At 62.2% G+C, this 19420-nt stretch carries 21 protein-coding genes; 9 read left to right on the forward strand and 12 right to left on the reverse strand.

What is annotated here, in order from left to right; all coding sequences use genetic code 11:
• Window positions 1–27: 27 nt before the first annotated feature.
• From QF039_RS29140 to dksA, 3 genes are read right to left on the reverse strand one after another with little or no spacing between them, the layout of a single operon-like run.
• Window positions 28–672 (reverse strand): DUF1826 domain-containing protein, encoded by a 645-nt coding sequence (locus QF039_RS29140; RefSeq protein WP_177122420.1) that lies wholly within the window; start codon window positions 670–672, stop codon window positions 28–30.
• Window positions 672–1877, reverse strand: a complete 1206-nt coding sequence (zigA, locus tag QF039_RS29145; protein ID WP_087694589.1) for a zinc metallochaperone GTPase ZigA — start codon at window positions 1875–1877, stop codon at window positions 672–674. Before zigA ends, QF039_RS29140 begins: the two co-directional genes overlap by 1 nt.
• A 27-nt stretch (window positions 1878–1904) precedes the next feature.
• Complete coding sequence (gene dksA / locus QF039_RS29150; protein ID WP_003213474.1) at window positions 1905–2309, reverse strand: RNA polymerase-binding protein DksA; 405 nt, start codon at window positions 2307–2309, stop codon at window positions 1905–1907.
• Window positions 2310–2436: 127 nt separating this feature from the next.
• Here dksA and QF039_RS29155 point away from each other — a divergent pair, with 127 nt between their 5' ends.
• Window positions 2437–2805 (forward strand): hypothetical protein, encoded by a 369-nt coding sequence (locus QF039_RS29155; RefSeq protein ID WP_003213476.1) that lies wholly within the window; start codon window positions 2437–2439, stop codon window positions 2803–2805.
• On the opposite strand, the gene QF039_RS29160 is transcribed toward QF039_RS29155, so the two are convergent.
• Entirely contained in the window at window positions 2802–4025 is a 1224-nt protein-coding gene (locus tag QF039_RS29160) for an N-acetylmuramoyl-L-alanine amidase (protein WP_003213478.1), read from the reverse strand. The two genes, QF039_RS29155 and QF039_RS29160, sit on opposite strands and share 4 nt — an antisense overlap.
• A 128-nt stretch (window positions 4026–4153) precedes the next feature.
• Between QF039_RS29160 and folE2 the strand changes: the two genes are divergently transcribed.
• From folE2 to QF039_RS29195, 7 genes are read left to right on the forward strand one after another with little or no spacing between them, the layout of a single operon-like run.
• Window positions 4154–5050, forward strand: coding sequence for a GTP cyclohydrolase FolE2 (gene folE2, locus QF039_RS29165; protein WP_087694588.1), 897 nt, complete (start codon window positions 4154–4156; stop codon window positions 5048–5050).
• Window positions 5047–5715: a metal ABC transporter ATP-binding protein gene (locus QF039_RS29170; RefSeq protein WP_008439505.1), complete on the forward strand. Its 669-nt coding sequence runs from the start codon at window positions 5047–5049 to the stop codon at window positions 5713–5715. The genes folE2 and QF039_RS29170 overlap by 4 nt, the downstream gene beginning before the upstream one ends.
• Window positions 5715–6581 carry a metal ABC transporter permease gene (locus tag QF039_RS29175; RefSeq protein ID WP_003213483.1) on the forward strand — a complete coding sequence of 289 codons (867 nt, stop codon included), beginning with the start codon at window positions 5715–5717 and terminating at the stop codon, window positions 6579–6581. The genes QF039_RS29170 and QF039_RS29175 overlap by 1 nt, the downstream gene beginning before the upstream one ends.
• 11 nt (window positions 6582–6592) lie before the next feature.
• Window positions 6593–7477, forward strand: coding sequence for a metal ABC transporter substrate-binding protein (locus QF039_RS29180; protein ID WP_003213485.1), 885 nt, complete (start codon window positions 6593–6595; stop codon window positions 7475–7477).
• On the forward strand, window positions 7474–7899 hold the full coding sequence (gene hisI / locus QF039_RS29185) for a phosphoribosyl-AMP cyclohydrolase (protein WP_177035369.1): 426 nt from the start codon (window positions 7474–7476) through the stop codon (window positions 7897–7899). The genes QF039_RS29180 and hisI overlap by 4 nt, the downstream gene beginning before the upstream one ends.
• Window positions 7896–8456: a carbonate dehydratase gene (locus tag QF039_RS29190; RefSeq protein ID WP_307521991.1), complete on the forward strand. Its 561-nt coding sequence runs from the start codon at window positions 7896–7898 to the stop codon at window positions 8454–8456. The genes hisI and QF039_RS29190 overlap by 4 nt, the downstream gene beginning before the upstream one ends.
• A 2-nt stretch (window positions 8457–8458) precedes the next feature.
• Window positions 8459–9796, forward strand: coding sequence for a dihydroorotase (locus QF039_RS29195; RefSeq protein ID WP_178902837.1), 1338 nt, complete (start codon window positions 8459–8461; stop codon window positions 9794–9796).
• Between the two features lie 142 nt (window positions 9797–9938).
• Here QF039_RS29195 and QF039_RS29200 read toward each other — a convergent pair whose 3' ends face one another.
• Window positions 9939–10460, reverse strand: a complete 522-nt coding sequence (locus tag QF039_RS29200; protein WP_003213494.1) for a DUF3617 domain-containing protein — start codon at window positions 10458–10460, stop codon at window positions 9939–9941.
• 130 nt (window positions 10461–10590) lie between these two features.
• Here QF039_RS29200 and cls point away from each other — a divergent pair, with 130 nt between their 5' ends.
• Window positions 10591–12030, forward strand: a complete 1440-nt coding sequence (gene cls / locus QF039_RS29205) for a cardiolipin synthase (protein WP_003213496.1) — start codon at window positions 10591–10593, stop codon at window positions 12028–12030.
• Between the two features lie 145 nt (window positions 12031–12175).
• Here the strand turns inward: cls and cfaB are convergent, their stop codons facing one another.
• The 7 genes from cfaB to hflC form a co-directional block, all read right to left on the reverse strand.
• Window positions 12176–13360: a C17 cyclopropane fatty acid synthase CfaB gene (gene cfaB, locus QF039_RS29210; protein WP_008439517.1), complete on the reverse strand. Its 1185-nt coding sequence runs from the start codon at window positions 13358–13360 to the stop codon at window positions 12176–12178.
• An 87-nt stretch (window positions 13361–13447) separates the two neighbouring features.
• The gene (locus tag QF039_RS29215; RefSeq protein WP_307521997.1) at window positions 13448–14233 is read right to left on the reverse strand and encodes a DNA-binding domain-containing protein; all 786 of its coding nucleotides are present in this window, start codon (window positions 14231–14233) and stop codon (window positions 13448–13450) included.
• On the reverse strand, window positions 14224–15069 hold the full coding sequence (locus QF039_RS29220; RefSeq protein ID WP_087694584.1) for a DUF692 domain-containing protein: 846 nt from the start codon (window positions 15067–15069) through the stop codon (window positions 14224–14226). Before QF039_RS29220 ends, QF039_RS29215 begins: the two co-directional genes overlap by 10 nt.
• Before the next feature lie 67 nt (window positions 15070–15136).
• On the reverse strand, window positions 15137–15388 hold the full coding sequence (locus tag QF039_RS29225) for a hypothetical protein (protein ID WP_102370195.1): 252 nt from the start codon (window positions 15386–15388) through the stop codon (window positions 15137–15139).
• A gap of 107 nt (window positions 15389–15495) precedes the next feature.
• Window positions 15496–17391, reverse strand: coding sequence for a cation-translocating P-type ATPase (locus tag QF039_RS29230; protein ID WP_307522001.1), 1896 nt, complete (start codon window positions 17389–17391; stop codon window positions 15496–15498).
• Window positions 17388–18422 carry a protease modulator HflK gene (gene hflK, locus QF039_RS29235; RefSeq protein ID WP_003213508.1) on the reverse strand — a complete coding sequence of 345 codons (1035 nt, stop codon included), beginning with the start codon at window positions 18420–18422 and terminating at the stop codon, window positions 17388–17390. The genes QF039_RS29230 and hflK overlap by 4 nt, the downstream gene beginning before the upstream one ends.
• Window positions 18419–19417 carry a protease modulator HflC gene (gene hflC / locus QF039_RS29240; RefSeq protein WP_307523049.1) on the reverse strand — a complete coding sequence of 333 codons (999 nt, stop codon included), beginning with the start codon at window positions 19415–19417 and terminating at the stop codon, window positions 18419–18421. Before hflC ends, hflK begins: the two co-directional genes overlap by 4 nt.
• Window positions 19418–19420: the final 3 nt, after the last annotated feature.

Below are 19420 nucleotides of genomic sequence, written 5' to 3' on the forward strand. Positions count from 1 at the left end.
CGTGTAGAGAGGTTCGATCCTACCCGGTTACGCCAACCAATCCAGCGTCAGGATCAACCGTCGCTCATCCGCTTGCAGTTGCGGCGAGCGGTGGATCAGGCCAAAGCCTTCGTTGCCGTGCCATTTTTCGCCCTTGAGCAACGCCACTTCACCGCAGTGGATTTGCTCAATGCGTTCTTCTGGCTCAGCACTCGCCTGGCTCAGGTGCCGCCGCTCCATCACACCTTCGCGCAACCACTGGCTGCCAATGCCGGCGTAGGTGGTGATCAGCCGCACCGGCACATGATCCACATGAAAACGCGGGCACATGGCCTTGTCCAATAGCCGCAAACGCACGCCGATACGCTTGGCTCCGAGCAAACAGGCAAAGGCGCTGACCAGCCACGACACATCGGCGATAAAGCCTTCGTAGCCTTCAAGGTCACGGCAACCCGATGCAAATTCCTGCAGGTTTGGCTCGGCGTCTTCGCTGTTCAGTTCAACCACCAGCGACTCGGCCAATGGCTCATTGAGTGCCACCAGTAACGCGCCGAACTCGGCGATGTGCAGGGGCAACTGACGCTGCCACACCGCTAGGTTCACGCCGTCCTCAAGGATATCAGTGAGCACGGCCGGGGTTTCGCCGTGGGTCTGGCGAACCACCGGGCGCAGTTTCAGGGTCGGTGCCAGCATCAGGCAGCCTCTTCGAACCAAGGGCCAAAGGGATCGGCCAACAAGCGCCAGCCTTCGACACCCGTGGCCATTTCATCGTCGGTCAGCAAACAAGCGTCCAGCTCGGCGGTCATCTGGGCGAAGTCGATGTTCTGGCCGATAAACACCAGCTCCTGCCGGCAATCGCCGGTGCTCAGTTGCCAGTTTTTCATGATTGCGGCGATGCCTTCCTCGTCCTGGGGCCACTGGGTTTTCGGCACGAAACGCCACCAGCGCCCGGCAAACCCATGGCGCATCAGGCCGCCAGCCTGGGACCAGCTACCGGCGTCCTGGTGTTTGCTGGCCAGCCAGAAAAAGCCCTTGGAGCGCAGCAGTTTTCCATTCACCCAAGGCCGGTCGATAAAGTCGAAAAACCGCTGCGGGTGGAACGGGCGGCGGGCGCGATAGGCGGTGGAGGCGATGCCGTACTCTTCGGTTTCCGGCAGGTGTTCGCCACGCAGTTCCTGCAACCAGCCCGGCGCCTGGGAAGCACGCTCGAAGTCGAAACGGCCGGTGTTGAGGATCTTCGCCAACGGCACTTCGCCCATGACCATCGGGATGATTTCAGCCTGGGAGTTCAAGCGCTCCAGGATCGCCATCAACTCCTCGCGCTCACTGCTGCTGATCAGGTCGATCTTGCTGATGAGGATCACATCCGCAAATTCGATCTGCTCGATCAGCAGGTCGGTGATCGAGCGTTCGTCCTCTTCACCGAGGGTTTCGCCCCGGGACGCCAGGCTTTCGGCAGCCTGGTAGTCGAGCAGGAAGTTCATGCCGTCGACCACGGTGACCATGGTGTCGAGCCGGGCAATGTCCGCCAGGCTCTGGCCTTCTTCATCGCGAAAGGTGAAGGTTTCCGCCACCGGCAGCGGCTCGGAGATGCCAGTGGACTCGATCAACAGGTAATCGAACCGACCTTCCTTGGCGAGCTTTCCGACTTCTTCCAGCAAGTCTTCGCGCAAGGTGCAGCAGATGCAGCCGTTGCTCATCTCCACCAGTTTTTCTTCGGCGCGATTGAGGGTGACGTCGCGCTGGACCTCACTGCCATCGATGTTGATTTCGCTCATGTCGTTGACGATCACCGCCACCCGCAGGTTTTCGCGGTTGCGCAGGACGTAGTTGAGCAGCGTGCTTTTGCCGGCGCCGAGGAATCCGGACAGCACAGTAACGGGGAGACGATTGGGCATCAGGTATTCCTCATCAGGGTTGGCCGGTCAAATCGCCCGTTGATGGCGTTCGCGCAGCTCTTCACGTTCTTTGGCTTCGATACACAGGGTGGCCGTGGGGCGCAGCAGCAGGCGCTTGAGGCCGATGGGTTCGCAGGTTTCACGGCACCAGCCGTATTCACCGCGGGCCAGGCGTTCCAGGGCTTCGTCGATCTTGTCCAACAGCTTTTTTTCGCGCTCCAGCAGGCGCAGTTGCCATTGGCGCTGTTCTTCGGCGCTGCCGACATCGGCGGGATCGCTGTTGGGCTCCTGTTCGCGCAGCACCATGAATTCAGCGTCGATACGCGCTTGCAGCTCGTTGCGCTGGGCCAGCAGCAGCTCGCGGAAGAAACCTTGCTGGGCTTCATTCATGTAGTCGGCGCAGGGTTGGGCGAGAAGGTCTTGTTCGGTCATCGGAGGTGGTTCACGGGTCAGGCTGTTTTTTAATGTTATAGTATAACAATGCAAATAAGCCAATCCCCCTTGCTCGTGACGACGAAGGGCGCAATGCTGGCAGCCGAATAACGCCCCGAGAGCCTCTATGAAATACCTGCTGTGTGCTGTGTTGCTGATGCTGGCGAGCCTGGCCAACGCCCAGGTGCCCAGCCTGCTGGCCAACTGCACCCGCAGCGCCAACCTGCTGGCGTGCGTCGACGCCCAGGGCAATGCCTACAGCGTCGCGACGGCAGGCAGCACTACGTATTTGCGGGGCTTTGAAGTGATCGGAAAACGCTATTGGGCACAAACCAGCAGCCGCTACGGGCAACTGACGTTCTTTACCGGGTTGGCTTCCGATGGTGAGGCGTGGGTGGGCTACACGCGGCGAGTGGGCTGGACCACCCTCAACCGGTTTTCCAGTTCCGGTGGTGCCAGCGCCAAGTTCACCTGTAGTCGAATCACCGGCTGTTAGACCTGGCCGGTTTTCTGTTCCTGAACCCAGGCCATGTAGCTGTTCATCGGCGGGTTCTTCTGGAAGTAGTTCTTCAACCCTTCAAATAAACCGTCTGCCACCGCCTGTTGATGGCGTGCGGTGACCAGTCGCTGGGCGTCCTGGGTGTTGGAGATAAACCCGGTTTCCACCAGGATCGACGGCACGTCCGGCGACTTGAGCACCGCAAAGCCGGCCTGTTCCACGCGTTTTTGATGCAGCGTGGTGATGCTTTGCAGGCTGCCCAGTACCGAGCTGCCCAGTTGCAGGCTGGAGGCGATGGTGGCGTTCATCGACATGTCGAGAATCACCCCGGCGAGCATCGGGTCCTTGTCCTTGAGATTGAGCAAGGTGGTGGCGCCCAACAGGTCGGCGCCGTTTTCCCGCTGCGCCATGAACCGTGCAGTGGCGGAGGTGGCGCCGCCTTCAGACAGCGCATAGACAGAGGCGCCGGACGCCGTAAGCCGTGGCGCGGCATCGGCGTGTACCGAGATAAACATGTCGGCTTTGTGCTGACGGGCGATGTCCACACGTTTACGCAGCGGCACGAAGAAGTCGTCGTTGCGCACCAGCTTCACATCGAAGCCCTTCTCGCGCTTCAGACGCTTGGCCAGCAACTGGGCGATGGACAGCACCACGTCTTTTTCGCGCTGGCCCTTTGAGCCAATCGCGCCGGGATCCTTGCCGCCGTGCCCAGGGTCGACCACCACGATGATGTCGCGTTTCGGATGAGCCCTGTCCACCGGTGCCGGCACGGGTGCAGCCAACGCGGCCGGTGCCGCAGCGATTTGCATAGGTGCATGAGTGGCGCTTGTCAGGTCCAGCACGAGGCGGTGGCCCTGGCCATCCTGCGGCGGCAGGAGAAAGCTGTTGAGCTGCATCGGCGCCTTCAAATCCAGCACGATCCGCGTATCGCCCTGCCCGAAATGCCCCGAGCGAATCGAGGTAATGCCGCTGTTGGTCAGGGCCAGTTGGCTGAAATCACCGGTCAGCTTCGCGCCGCTCAAATCGATGATCAACCGCTCCGGCGCGGTCAGGGTGAAGGTCTTGTATTGCACCGGGCCGCTGAGGTCCAGCACCAGCCGCAGCTTGTTATCCGACCGCCACAGCCGTGCATTGCGGATCTGCGCGGCAGACACGCCCAAGGGCAAGGTGAACACCGCACTGGCCAGCAGCAGGTTGAGGAGTTGACGTCTGTGCATGACTTACACCGCAAATAAAGGAGCTTCCGTACTCGACATGACTGAATAAAAGACAGAACAGAAAAACTTTCGTCGTTTCAATTGTAATAATATAACATGTCTTTTTATTTCCAACGATGGACCTGCTCATGAACGCGCTGACTCTGCCCGATATCGCCGCGCAGGCTTCACGCCAAGCCTCGCCGCTCGATTGGGTGGGCATGTGCGGCATTGCCCTGCCCATTCTGATCGACGGCCAAAGCCTTAGCGCCACGGCTGATGCCGGCGTCAGCCTGGACGACGGCGAGGCCCGTGGCATTCATATGTCACGGCTTTACCTGGCGCTGGAAATGCTTGAACAGCAGCCGCTTACGCCAGCACTGCTGCGCAGTGTATTGCAACGTTTTCTCGACAGTCATGAAGGTTTATCCACAAATGCCTACCTGCGAATTCATGCAGGTCTGCTGCTGAAACGTCCGGCGCTGGTCAGCCCGTTGGCCGGCTGGAAAAGCTACCCGGTGAGCATCGAGGCGCGCCTGGAAAACCAGATGTTCCACGTGGAACTAAAAATTGACGTTACTTACTCTTCAACCTGCCCTTGCTCCGCTGCCCTCGCCAGGCAATTGATTCAGCAGCAATTTATCGAGGACTTTGCCGGCACACCGCTGCAGCACGAAGACGTACTGACCTGGCTCGGCAGTGCAAACGGCATCGTCGCCACGCCCCACAGCCAGCGCAGCAGCGCGCTGTTGCAGGTCCGGCTTCAGGACGATCAGCCAACACTGCCGCTGACCCAGTTGATCGACGAAACCGAAGCCGCCCTCGGCACTGCCGTGCAGACCGCCGTAAAGCGTGCAGACGAACAAGCCTTCGCCCTGGCCAACGGGCAGAACCTGATGTTCTGCGAAGACGCCGCCCGCCGCCTGAACCTCGCCTTGAAACGCTCGGATGCGGTCAATGCCTTCCACTTGAAAGTGATCCACGCCGAAAGCCTTCACGCGCACGATGCCGTGGCCGAAAGCCGCTGGACGAGACCTTCCGAATGATCACCTGCACCGCTTTGCGCTGGGGCGCCCCCGGCCAACCACTGACCCCCGCCGTGGATTTCACCCTGGAAAAAGGCAGCCTTACCGGCATCATCGGCGCCAACGGCACCGGCAAAAGCAGCCTGTTGAAAGTTATCGCCGGATTGCAGAAGCCACTGGCGGGGAAAGTGACGATCGATGTTCCACGCCGAGGTGGCCTGTCGTTTTTGCCCCAGCAACAGAACCTCGATCGCCAGTTTCCTATCAGCCTTGAAGAATTGGTGGCCGCCGGTTTTTGGGGCAGCAGGCAAACCCCGCAACAACGTACCGAACGCCTGAGCGCCGTGCTCGAAGACTGGTGCCTCAGCGGCCTGGAGCATCGGCCGTTGATGGCCTTGTCGGGCGGCGAACTGCAACGCGCCCTGCTCGCCCGCATGAGCCTGGCCGAGTCGCCGATATTGCTCCTGGACGAACCCCACGCCGCCCTCGACGAAGACGGCCAGGCGCTGTGCTGGAAACACATCCACGCCTGGCACGACGCAGGCCGCACGGTGGTCGTGGTGTGCCATGACCTCGGTTCCGTACGCCAACACACCCAGCAAGTGGTGCAGATCAAAAGCAGTGGCTGCGTGTTCGGCTCCAGCAAAGAACTGATCCGCCCGCAGCCGCAAATGCAGGTGGCCTGATGCACTTCGCCGCCCACCTGTGGATGCCGTTTCTCGATTTCGTTTTCATGCGCCGCGCGCTCGTCGGCGGTCTGGTATTGGCATGCAGCACGGCGCCGCTTGGGGTGTTCCTGATCCTGCGCCGCATGAGCCTGATCGGTGACGCGGTGTCCCACGGCATCCTGCCCGGCGCCGCACTGGGCTTCTGGTTTGCCGGACTGAGTTTGCCCGCGCTGACCATCGGCGGCCTGGGCGCCGGCCTGAGCATGGCCGGCCTCGCCGCCTGGATTACCCGTCGCACCGGGCTGAAGGAAGACGCCAGCCTCGCCGCCATCTACCCGATCTCCCTGGCCAGCGGCGTGCTGATCCTCGGCCTCGCCGGCAAACGCCTGGACCTGCTGCACCTGCTGTTCGGCTCGGCCCTGGCGGTAGACGGCCCGACCCTCACCGGCATGCTCTGGGTCTCGGGCTTCAGCCTGATCGCCATGGTGGTGATCTACAAACCGCTGCTGCTGGACACCCTCGACCCGCTGTTCCTGCAAACCGTCAGCCGCCTCGGCCCGCTGGCCCACGGCCTGTTCCTGACGCTGGTGGTGCTGAACCTGGTGATCGGTTTCCAGGCCATCGGCGCGTTGATGGTGGTCGGCCTGATGATGTTGCCGGCGATTGCTTCACGTTTCTGGAGCCGGCGCCTGCCGGTGTTGATCGCCATATCAGCGGTGCTGGGATGCCTGTCGGTATGGCTTGGCTTGTTGCTGTCGTTCTACTACTCGCTGCCCAGCGGCCCGGCAATTGTGCTGGTGGCTGGCGGCTGGTACCTGCTGTCCGTGGTCTTCGGTCCGGTGCACGGCTTGCTGCGCCGCCCGCCTTTGCTTACATCCCAATGAGGTGTTTCCCGATGCGCGCTCTACTCGTGCTGTTCAGTGTGTTGCTGCCGCTGTCGTTCGCGACGGCCCAGGCTGCCGACAAGCTTCAGGTGGTTACCAGCTTCAGTATTCTTGACGACATGACCCACCAGGTCGGTGGCGATCATATCCAGATCAGCAACATGGTCGGCCCCGACGCCGACGCCCACACTTACGAACCAACACCAGACGATGCCAAGGCCCTGCTCAAGGCCAAGGTAATCATCAAGAACGGCCTGGGCTTCGAGCCGTGGCTGGATCGCCTGGTCACCAGCACCGAGACCAAGGCCACCGTGGTCACTGCGAGTAAAGGCGTGCTCTCCCACACCATGGAAGAGGACGGCGAAACCATCCCCGACCCGCACGCCTGGCACAACCTGGCCAACACCGTTATCTACGTGAACAACATCACCAAGGCGCTGATCGCTGCCGACCCGGCCAACAAGGCCGACTACGAGCACAACAGCCAGGTGTACCTGAAAGAAATCTACCGCCTGCTGGCTGAAGCCAAGGCCAAGTTCGGCGCGCTGCCACCGGGTAACCGTCGCATCGTCACCTCTCATGACGCCTTCGGTTACCTGGGCCAGGCCTACGGTATCGAGTTCCTGTCGCCTCAAGGCCTGTCCACCGAACGAGAACCGTCGGCCGCCGAAGTCGCCACGCTGATCACCCAGATCCGCAAGGACAAGGTCAAGGCCGTGTTCATGGAAAACATCAAGGACTCGCGTCTGCTCCAGCAGATCGCTGATGAGAGCGGCGCGCAGATCGGCGGCACGCTGTATTCGGACGCCCTGGCTGCAGAAGGTCCGGCCAGCACCTTTACCGGCCTGTTCGAATACAACCTCAACACCCTGTGCGCGGCCCTGAGCAAGCCATGAGCCTGAGCATGCTTGACCTGGAAGAGGCTGCCATCGGCAGCCGCTTTCCACTCGATAGCGTGCTCGACGCCCTGCCGTGGAACAGCGATGGACTGATCGCCGCCATCGCCCAGCAACACGGCAGCGGCGAAGTGTTGATGCTGGCCTGGATGAACCGCCAGGCCCTCGACGAAACCCTGGCCACCAGGCACGTCTGCTACTGGTCCCGTTCGCGCCAGCAACTGTGGCGCAAGGGCGAAACCTCCGGCCACCGGCAACTGCTGGTGGAGGCTCGCCTGGATTGCGACGGCGACGCGGTATTGCTGATCGTCGACCAGCAAGGCCCGGCCTGCCACACCGGCCGGCCCACCTGCTTCTACAACGCCATCGACGGCCATCACGTAAACATCATCACCGCGCCTCTCAAGGAACCTGACCCATGATCCGCAAGAACCCTTCCGGCGATCTGCCCGTGATTGCCGAATCGGCCTACGTCGACAAAACCGCAATCATCTGCGGCAAGGTGATCATCGGCGAAAACGTATTTGTCGGCCCTTACGCGGTGATCCGCGCCGACGAAGTCGACGCCAACGGTGACATGGACCCGATCACCATTGGGGCCAATTCGAATATCCAGGACGGCGTGGTGATCCACTCCAAATCCGGCGCCGCCGTAACCATCGGCGAGTTCACCTCCATCGCCCACCGCTCCATCGTCCACGGGCCCTGCACCGTTGGTGACCGGGTGTTCATCGGCTTCAACAGCGTGCTGTTCAATTGCGTCGTCGGCAATGGCTGCGTGGTGCGGCACAACTCTGTAGTCGACGGCCGCGATTTGCCCGACGCGTTCTACGTGCCCTCCACCACCCGCATCGGCCCCAACACCGACCTGTCCCAGTTCCCGCCGGTGAGTGTCAGCGCTTCGGAGTTTTCCGAAGACGTGGCGCGCACCAACGTCGACCTGGTACTGGGTTACAAAGCCCTGCAAAACGAGTTCTGACCATGAGCCGCCTGCTGATCCGCAACGCCCGCCTGGTGAACGAAGGCGAGGAATTCGAGGCTGACCTGCTGGTCGCCAATGGCCGTATCGAGAAGATCGCCGGCAGCATCGACAACGCCAACGCCACCGTGGAAATCGACGCCCAAGGCCAGTGGCTGCTGCCGGGAATGATCGACGACCAGGTGCACTTCCGAGAGCCCGGCGCGCCGGACAAAGGCAGCTTCTACAGCGAGTCCCGCGCGGCGGTGGCGGGTGGAATCACCAGTTTCATGGACATGCCCAACACCAACCCGGCGACCCTGAACCTGGATGCCCTGGCCGACAAGAAGCGCCGCGCGGCGCTGCATTCGGTGGCCAACTATGGCTTTCACTTCGGAGTGAGCAACGACAACCTCGACACCGTCGCCGCGCTGGACCCGCGAGAAGTCGCCGGGGTCAAAGTGTTCATGGGTGCGTCTACCGGCAATATGCTGGTGGATGATCCGAAGATCCTTGAGCGTCTGTTCGCCGAGGTGCCGACCATTCTCCTGGCCCACTGCGAGCACACCCCCAGCATCCTGGCCCGCGAGCAAAGGATGCGCGAGCGTTTCGGTGAGCACATTCCTGCCGTGGCACACCCGCTGATCCGCGATGCCGAGGCCTGCTATCGCTCCTCGTCCCTGGCGGTGGAACTGGCCAAGCGGCACGGCACGCGCCTGCATGTGCTGCACATCACCAGCGCACGGGAGTTGGTGCTGTTCGAAGACAAACCCCTGGCGCAAAAACACATCACGGCGGAAGTCTGCCTGCATCACCTCTTGTTCGATGACCGCGACTACGCCCGCCTCGGCCACCAGATCAAATGCAACCCGGCGATCAAAACACGTGCCGACCGCAACGCCTTGCGCCTGGCATTGTTGAGTGATCGTCTGGATGTAATTGGCAGTGACCATGCGCCGCACACCTGGGCGCAAAAACAGCTGCCCTATCGCGAAGCGCCGTCAGGCTTGCCGCTGGTGCAACACGCCCTGCCGGCGCTGCTGGAATTGGTCGCCGACGGCCTGCTGCCGCTGACCACGCTGGTGGCGAAAACCAGCCATCGGGTCGCGGACCTGTTTGCGATCCCCGACCGTGGCTACCTGCGCGAAGGCTATTGGGCCGACCTGGTGCTGATCCAACCCGAGCCTCACGGCAAGCCCGTCAGCAGCCAGCCGATCCTGGCTCGCTGCGGCTGGACGCCGTTTGCCGGGCGCAGCTTCCGGCACAGCGTCAGCACCACGCTTGTGTCCGGCCACCTGGCATGGCACGACGGGCGCGTGCACGACAGTTGCCAGGGGTTGCCGCTGCATTTTCAGCGCTGAAGAGACTCTGTACCTGGCAATCCAATCAAATGTGGGAGCGGGCTTGCTCGCGAATGCGGTGGGTCAGCCAATACACCTGTGACTGATTCACCGCATTCGCGAGCAAGCCCGCTCCCACATTTTGATCGGGGTATGTCTTAGGTTAGGCGCGGGGTTTGACCGTGCCGCAGTTGCTGCCCAACCACTGCGCGTGGGTGTCCAGGCTGCCCTTCTGCTGTACGCCGGTGGCGTTGAAGGTACCGTTAACCGTAGTGGTGAATTCCTGCTGGCTCTGGAACGTCGCCACGCCAGTGCCCTGGGCTTTCGGGCAGCTGAAACGGAATTTCCATTGGTTGCCGGTCTTGTCCGTCACTTCCTGCTTGCAACCCGATTGCGGGTCGGTCAGCGGGATGGAATCGGACGCCACCTGGGCCGGGGTCAGGCACACCTGTACGCCTTTGCCGGCCATGGTGATGCCTTGCTTCTCAAGCATCGCGCGTTGTTCCGGGGTCATCTGTTGCTTGAGCTGACCGAGGATCAGCGACAAGTCCGGCAGGTCCTGGTTATCGACCTTCATGTTGCTGGTGGTCAACTCCCACAAGCCCGGCGCCAACATCTGCGCTTGCGCCGCCACAGGCAGCGTCAAACCAACAACCATGGCCAAACCAAGCAGACGAGCATTCATCGGGTAACTCCTGGGCAATTGTCGGCGTTAGACGCCGCAAAAGCGCCAGTGTTGCACAGCAAATAAAATAGCGACATTCGTGGCCGAACATGGTCTGTTAGGCACTTGTTCGTCAGGAGTACCGTTGTCCATGGATTTCTTTGGCCCGCACCTGCTCGCCTATTTCATTGCCACCCTGCATTTTCTGGGCACCCTCGCCGCCATCCATGCGGTGCTGACCGTCAGGACCGCCCAAGGCTCGATTGCCTGGGCATTGTCGCTGATGTTCATCCCCTACCTGACGCTGATTCCCTACCTGATCTTTGGCCGGAGCACTTTCGACGCCTACATTCAGGCGCGGCGCCAGGCCAACCAGGAAATGCACAAGGCGATCACCGAGCTGAACTGGCGCCCATGGGTTGAAGAGGCGCTGGCCGCGCGCAACTCCCAGGCCTACGCTTCGCTGCGGGCCATGCCCAAGCTGGGACGCATGCCGTGCCTGGCGAATAATCAGGTGCGTTTGCTGATCAATGGCGAGGCCACGTTCAGCGCGATTTTCGAGGCGATTCGCTCGGCAAAGACCGCTGTGCTGTTCCAGTTCTTCATCATTCATGACGACGAACTCGGCCGCCAACTGCACACCTTGCTCAAGGAAAAAGCCGCCGAAGGCGTAGCCATTTTCGTGCTGTACGACCGTATCGGCAGCCATGCCCTGCCCCATCGTTATGTGCAGTCACTGCGGGACGCCGGAGTGCAGGTCAAGGCATTCGCCACCCGCAGTGGCTGGCTCAACCGCTTCCAGGTCAACTTTCGCAACCATCGCAAGATCGTGGTGGTCGACGGCATTACCGGGTTTGTCGGCGGGCATAACGTCGGCGATGAGTACCTGGGCAAGAAACCGCCGCTGGCGCCATGGCGTGACACCCATGTGCAAGTCAGCGGCCCGGTGGTGGCGTGCTTGCAGGAGTCGTTTGCCGAAGACTGGTTCTGGGCCTCGCGTGAGCTGCCGCCGTTGCTGCTGCCGGATACCTACCCGGACGACGGCGTACTCTGCCAGTTGCTGGCCAGCGGCCCGGCGGATCCCTACGAAACCTGCTCGCTGTTTTTCGTCGAGGCCATTCATGCGGCGACCGAGCGGGTGTGGATCACCAGCCCGTATTTCATTCCCGATGAGGCGGTGTTTGCGGCTTTGAGGTTGGCGGTATTGCGCGGTGTCGACGTGCGCCTGCTGCTGCCGTCACGGCCGGATCACCGCATCGTCTACGCCGCTTCCAGCCTGTATGCGATCGAAGCCGTGCGCGCCGGGGTGCGGGTATTTCGCTATACGCCAGGGTTCCTGCATCAGAAAGTGGTGTTGGTCGACCGTGAAATCAGCGCCATCGGCAGTGCGAACCTGGATAACCGCTCGTTCCGGCTGAATTTCGAAGTGATGTTGCTGACGGTAGATGACACTTTCGCCAGCCAGGTGGAGCACATGCTGCTGGAAGACTTCGCCCTGGCCCATGAAATCAGCCAGGAAGAAAACCGCCAGACCCACCGCCTGCAACAACTGGGCATGCGGATCGCGCGGCTGATTTCTCCAATCTTGTAAGGCTTGCACCGAACCCAATGTGGGAGCGGGCTTGCTCGCGAAAGCGGAGTGTCAGTCACTGAATGTGTTTCTGATCCAACGCCTTCGCGAGCAAGCCCGCTCCCACACAAGCCCGCTCCCACATTCAGATCACCGGTACCATTGCTTACTGGTACAGGTCATCCCGCGTCCAAGGCAGCTCATGGCTACCATCGGCATGGGGTTTCACCGCCAGAATCTGATGCAGGTTGATCCAGCCCCGGGCAAACGCATACGCACAGCCGGCCAGGTACAGGCGCCAAATGCGCAAGGCTTGCTCCGGCACCATCTTGCCCGCCGCTTCCAGGTTGTCTTCGAGGCGCTCGCTCCAGTGATCCAGCGTGCGCGCGTAATGCAGGCGCAGGCTTTCGACGTCGACTACTTCCAGGCCCACGTCGCTGATCTCTGCGGTCATCATCGACAGATGCGGCAACTCGCCGTTGGGGAACACATAACGCTCGATAAAATCCCCGGCGCCACGGCCCACGGGCCGGCCATCAATGTGCTTGGCGGTAATCCCGTGGTTCATCACCAGGCCGCCCTCACGCACCGCGCCGTAGAGAATCTTGCAGTACTCCGCCAGGTTGGCGTGGCCAACGTGTTCAAACATCCCCACGCTCACCACCTTGTCGAACCGGCCATCCTGAGGCAAGTCGCGGTAGTCGAGCAGCGTCAGCTCTACCTGGTCTTCCAGGCCTTCGGCCTTCACCCGCTCCTGGGCCAGCGCCAGCTGTTCCTTGCTCAGGGTGATACCGAACACCTTGACCCCGAATTCCCGCGCGGCATACCGCGCCAGCCCACCCCAACCGCAGCCCACGTCGAGCAAATACTCCCCCGGCTGCAGCCGCAATTTGCGGCACAGGTGGCGGAATTTGTCTTGTTGGGCTTGATCAAGGGATTCGCTGCCGGTTTCGAAATACCCACAGGAATAGGCCATGTCGCGGTCCAGCCACAGCTGGTAGAACTCGTTGGACAGGTCGTAATGGTAGGAAATAGCCGCTGCGTCGGTGGCCTTGTCGTGGATCGAGCGCACCGGACGACTCCCCTCGTCGTCATCAACCAGGGCATGACTCAACTCGTCAACGACCCTGATCACTTCGGAAATGGAGCCTTCCAGCTCCAGTTTGCCCTCGACGAAAGCTTCGCCCAGTGAGTCGAGCGTCGGATGGCTGAGCTTTGAAACCATCATGGGGTCCTTGACCACAATGGTGACGCTGGGATCCGGGCCCAGGTTGAATTCATGGCCGTCCCAGAGTCGAAGACGCAGCGGTAGCTTGAGATTCTGTAAGGCCGGTGGAAGTTGCGCGAGCATGAGTAGTCCCCCCTTGTTTCAGACGTCTGAAATGAGGGTAGACCATCCACGGAAAAATTAGCAGGCTATCGAAACAATAGCGCCTTTCTATGGTGCCCGCCGCTGGAGCAAACCCTCCTGGACCCACTGTTTCAGCCAGGTAACCGCTTGCAATGGCGCGCCCTCCTGGTAAGTGACTGCCAACTCGGCACACAGTTCGGAAAAACTCCAACCGTTGGCGACCATGCCTGTCAGCGCGCAGGCTTGCGCCGGTTCAACGCTGCGGTATTGGCAGACATTCTGATGGCGCCAGACCAGGCACACCTGCGCCAATGGCAGGGCTTCGCTGCCGGGAAAGTCCCACTCGCCCTTGCTCGCACGCCAGATGCCCAGGCTGTTGAAATCACACAGCACCTGCTGCACCGAGGGCACGAACTGCACCTGCAGCCCTGGCCAGTCTTCGGGCGGCAGCGTTGCCATGTCTTGCAGGGCCAACGGCTCGCCCTGCGGTGCATCAAAGGCCAGGGTGAATGCCCATTCGAGCCGCGCCAGCTCGGCAGGCGCCAAACCTTGCTCGCCATAATGCTCAACGATAAACCCGGGGAACCGCTCGCCAAACCAGCGCAGGCTGTAATGGGCCGAGGGATAACGGCGGGTATAGGCCGAACCCAACGCTGCAAACTCCTCGTCCCCCAGCCAATACCAGACGGCGCTGAAGTCATCGCGCAGCACTTCCTGCAATCGGGCGTGATAGGCGTTGTGGTAAATCGCCAGGCCCGTCTCGACATCCAGGGTCGGGCCGCCGATCAAGGTGGCGCTGAAGCTGTTGCTGGCAGTGGAAGATTCGGCCAGCAAATGCCGCTCAAAGGCCAATTGCCAATCGATCAGGCGCATAACGCTCTCCTGTCCAGCGCGCTCGCGCCCAGTTCGCGGGCCTTGTTCAACTCGTCGAGCAGCTCCTGGAAAGGCGGGAAATGGTCATCGCGTTCGAGCAAGGTCGAGACTGGCCCGAGGTGCTCCAGGGTCCGCTGATACAGCGCCCACACCGGATCGCATACCGGATGGTCATGGGTGTCGATCACGTAGTCGCCGTAATCCATATGCCCGGCCAGGTGCAGTTGGCGGATGCTTTCGGGCGGCAGGTTGCGGATAAATTCCCAGGCGTCGAACCCGTGATTGCGCGAGCTGACGTAGACGTTATTCACGTCCAGCAGCAACTGGCAGCCGGTGAGGTGGCTCAGGGCGTTGAGAAATTCCCACTCGGTAAACTCATCCGCCTTGGAGCGCACGTAGCTGGAGACGTTTTCCAGCACGAACGGGCGCTGCAACACATCCTGCACCTGCCGCACGCGAGCGGCGACGTGGTACAGGCTTTCTTCGGTGTAGGGCAGCGGCAGCAAGTCATGCAACTGGTGCGCGTTGCCACGGCTCCAGCACAGGTGATCGGAAATCCACGCCGGCCGGATGCGCTCGGAGAGCTGCTTGAGTTGTTTCAGGTAATCGGTATCGAGGGCATGGGGCCCGCCGATAGACAGGGACACGCCATGCATCACCAGGGGATAACGCTCGGCTATCGCATCCAGGTAGTACAAGGCCTTGCCGCCCTGCACCAGATAATTCTCGGAGATCACTTCGAACCAATCCACGGCCGGCGATTGTTCAAGGATCTGCTGGTAGTACTCGCTGCGTAAACCCAGGCCGTAACCCAGACTCGGAAGGGAAGCGGACATAAAAACACTCCTGGGGAAAGTGTCCGCAGCGGAGGGGGTGCCCGCTGCGGTTGCACTCGGTTGTCGGTTACTCGCCGACTTTGCCGCCTTTCTGGTCGCACATCGCCTTGCTCATCGACAGGAAGCCGTGACCTTTGCAAACACCCTGGCCTTTGCAGGCGTTCTCTGCGGTCTTGCAGTCGTTCTGGCCTTTGCAGGCGTTGACGCCATAGCAATGAACCGGCGCGTCAGCGGCTTGTACCTGGGTGGCAACACCGGCGAACATGCCAGCAGCGGCGATAGCAAGGGCGGCACCGGAAACGGCGTTTTTGAAGTTCATTTTGTATTCCTCATGATCGGTAGTGGAGCCGGTCTGAACGGATTGTTCAGTCTCGACATAGCACTAGAGTGAGGTCCCCCCATGGCGTTACAGCACGACTGAAAAATTTATTCCTCGAGTTTCAATAACGGCTCCTGGAACCGCAGCAAGCGCCCCGCATTCCCCAGCACCAGCAGCGTACTGAGGTTGTGCAGCACCGCCGCAATCATCGCGCCCGCCGCGCCCAGCCAGCCAAATGCGGCGAACACCACGATCGCCAGCGTCCAGCCCAGGCCGATGATCACGTTGACCTGCAGCGTGTGCCGGCACTGGCGGCTCAAGCGTACGCACGTGCCCAGGCGCCGCAGGTCGCTGCCGATCAGCACCACGTCCGCCGACGCCAGCGCGATATCCGCCCCGCCCGCGCCCATCGCCACACCGACCACGCCGGCCTTGAGCGCCAGGGAATCGTTGATCCCGTCGCCCACCACCATCGGCCGGAAACCGCTGCCGATTTCCCCCAGCACGCGATTGAGTTTGTCCTCCGGCAACGCCTGGGCTTCGACGTCGCTGATGCCCACTTCCAACGCCAGGCTGTCGGCCACGCTCTGGCGGTCGCCGGTCAGCAGCAGTTGGCGCCCCAGGCCCAATTCACGCAGCTCTTTCATCGCCTGGCGCGCTTCAGGTTTCACGCTGTCCGCCAGCAACAGCCAGGCAAGGAACTGCCCGTTCAACGCAAGCCCGGCAATCGGGCCGTCGTGATTGGGGACCGCCGTGGTCGTGATGCCCAGTTGCTCAAACAATTCCGGCCGGCCGAGGGCGGCTTCGCCCTGCCCGGTCTGCGCGACCACACCGAGGCCCTGCCGCTCGCGAATATCCGACAACACCAGCATGTGTTCCTGAGTCGCCAGCCCCGCCAATGCCCGGCTGACCGGGTGGCTGCTGGCCGAGCCGAGGCTGGCCGCCAGATTGAGCAGCACTTGCCGATCCGGCTCGCAGGTTTCGATGGACTGCAAACGCAGGGTGCCAAACGTCAAAGTACCGGTCTTGTCGACCACCAGGGACGTCAGGTCCGCCAGTTCTTCGAGAAACGCCGAGCTGCGAATCAGAATGCCGTGACGCGCCGCCACCGCAATGCCCGCAATTGCCGTGGCCGGCGCCGACAACACCAAAGCACACGGGCACGCCGCCACCAGCACCGCGAGCATCGCCTGGGCGTCATTGGTGACAAACCAGGTGACCGCTGCCAGCAACAGCACCAGCACCATGTAGCTGCCGGCGTAGCGCTCCAGCAATCGGGTGATCGGCGGCTTGGAACGTTCGGCGCTCTGCATCAGGGCGATGACTTTACCCAGCGTCGACTCATTGCCGGTGCGGGTCACTTCCAGGCGCAGCAAACCGTCGAGGTTGATCGCGCCACCAAACACCTGCACGCCGATACTCGCTTCCAGCGGCACCGATTCACCGGTAATCGGCGCGGTGTCGAGGCTGGCCTGGCCCGAAAGCACCACGCCGTCGGCGGGCACGCGGTCACCGGCGCGCACTTCGACGATATCGCCGGTCTTCAGGATGCCGTTGTCCACTTCCAGGATCGTCCCGTCCGCCTGCACCAATCGTGCGTGGCTGCGGGTCAGCTTGCCCAGGGCATGAATCGCTTCCTGGGAGCCGATGACGCTGCGCTCTTCCAGCACATGGCCGAAGATCATGATGATCGGCAGCAGCGCGGCGGTCAGCAGGTCACCGGTAGCCCAGGCGCCAAGCATGGCCAGGGCGATCAGTTGGTCGGTGATGCCATGCAAACTTGGATACCGCAGGCTGTACCAGGCCGAGCGCATCACGGGCACGGCCACCAGCAATGAGGCGACGCCCAACAGCAGTTGGCTCACGCCGGTCTGGTCCGGCGCCAGCCAGCGCCATACCAGGCCCAGGCTGAGGAGGCCCAGGGCGAGCATCGCCAGGGTCAGTTGCCGGGCGGCGCTGCGTTGTTCGGCCGATGAGAGCATCGGGGCTGCGTGGGCGGTCATTGTTCGGCTCCCTGAATGATCAGGCGGGAATCGTCTTTAGGGTCAACCGTGGTCACGGAGCCGGCCTGCCCGAGAATCTTCGGCAGGCGTTCGCGGTAGAGGCGCAGCAACAAGCCTGGGTCTTGGACCTGGGCCAGGCTGGCGACGGTAGCGGTTTGCGCCTGGGCGTTGGACAGCCGTTCGCTGGCCTGGGCGTGAGCCACTTGCACGGCGCGGTCGGCGTCCTGGTTGGCGGTCTGGGTAAGTTTTTCGGCGTCGGTGCGCGCATTGGCCACCGCCTTGTCGGCTTGCTGGCTGGCGGTCAGCACTGCGTTGAAGGCATTGACCGCCGGGCCCGGCAAGCTCGATTGCACGTCGACCCGGGTGACTTCGATGCCCAGGCCAAGGCCGGTAGACGCCAGGTCAGCCAGGCGTTGATTGATGCCGCGCACCAGGTCGCCACGCAGCCGTTCGCGGCGTTCGGCGGCCTGGTTGTCGGCGCCGATCAACTCGGGGCGCGCCACCAGAATCGTGTCCAGATCCCGCGCCGCAGTCAGCACCACGGCGCTGCGAGTGACCAGTCGATCCAGCGCCGGCAGCACGTGATCGCCCTGCAACACAAACGCATAGGGCTCAGTGACCTTGTAGAAAACCCGCACATCCAACTGCACCACCCCGGCATCGCCAGTCAGCAGGTAGCCGGAACCGGCCAGGGCATCGCTCAGCGGCGTGGCAAAACTGGCCACGCGATCGGCTTGGGTGGCCGCATCGGAACGCAGCAGGTTTTCCACCCGGCGCTCAATCACCCGGTCCGCGGCGGGCAACAGCACCACTTGCTCGAACGGACGCGGCCAGGCCAGCAGCAGCCCGGCATTCTGGATCCGGTCCAGCGCGCCGAAGTGCAACACCACGGCGCGGTTCTGCGGGTCGATCTGCCGCACGTTGGAAAATGCCCACGCCAGCGCGGCCAATACCGTCACCGCATACAGCGCCAGGAACGTCAGCCGTCCAGCCTGGATCCACGGGCTGTCGAGGCTTTCCCGCTCACTCATGGCTGGACATCCTTCGGCCCATCCACCAGCGCGCGGAAAGGCGCGGCGTCGGTGCGCAGGATGATCTTGGTGCCCGGCGTGACCACTGTGCCAAGGGTGTCGAGGGAACGCAGCAGGTTGTACAACTGCGGATTGCCGGCGTAGGCACGGCCATAAATCTGCGCGGCTTCGACCCGGGATTGCGCTTCGATGTCGGCGGCTTTCACCGTGGCGTCGGCCTGGACGATTCGCGCATCACGCTCGGCGGCCGAACGAATCTGCGCCGCTTCACGCTTGCCCACGGCGGTTCGTTCCGTGGCGATGGTCTCGCGCTCGGCGCGCATGCGGTCGACGGTGGCGGCGAGGGTCACCGAGGGCAAGGTCAGCCGTTCAACGCCCACCTGCACCACACGCACGCCATAGGTGGTGAGCAATTGTTGATCAATCTGCTGGCGCAACTGCGCTTCAAAATCGGCAATGCGCACCTGGCTGGCATCGGTGTTCACCAGGTTGGCCAGGTCGAAACTGGCGGCGGTGGTTTCCAGCGCCGAGCCGACAAAGGTACGAATCTGCCGCGCCGCTTCATCCGGCTGGTTCTGCACCGCACGCATAAAGCGCTGCACGTTGTCGGGGTCGCCCTGCACCTGCCAGGCTACGTAGGCCTGCACGATGATCCGCAGGCCATCGCGGGTGCCCACATCCTGCAAACCGCTGGAGGTGGTGCGCAGGCGCAGGTCCACCGGAATCGCCGCCTCGAACGGCGCCGGCCAGCGCCAGCCCAGGCCCGGTTCCAGCAATACCCGCGACGGATTGCCGAAGCGGGTAATCACCGTGGCTTCACCGGAACGCACCTGCACCAGGCTCGCCGCGGTGACCGCGAACAGCACCAGCAATACCGCCCAGCCCATACGCCGCCAGGGGAACGGGCCGGCTTCGTGCTCATCGCCATGATGGTGATGATGGTGGCCGTGGTGGTGACCATGGCCTGCGTGATCGTGAGAATGAGCGCTCAACAGATG

Source organism: Pseudomonas sp. W2I6 (assembly GCF_030815935.1).
Lineage (GTDB): Bacteria > Pseudomonadota > Gammaproteobacteria > Pseudomonadales > Pseudomonadaceae > Aquipseudomonas.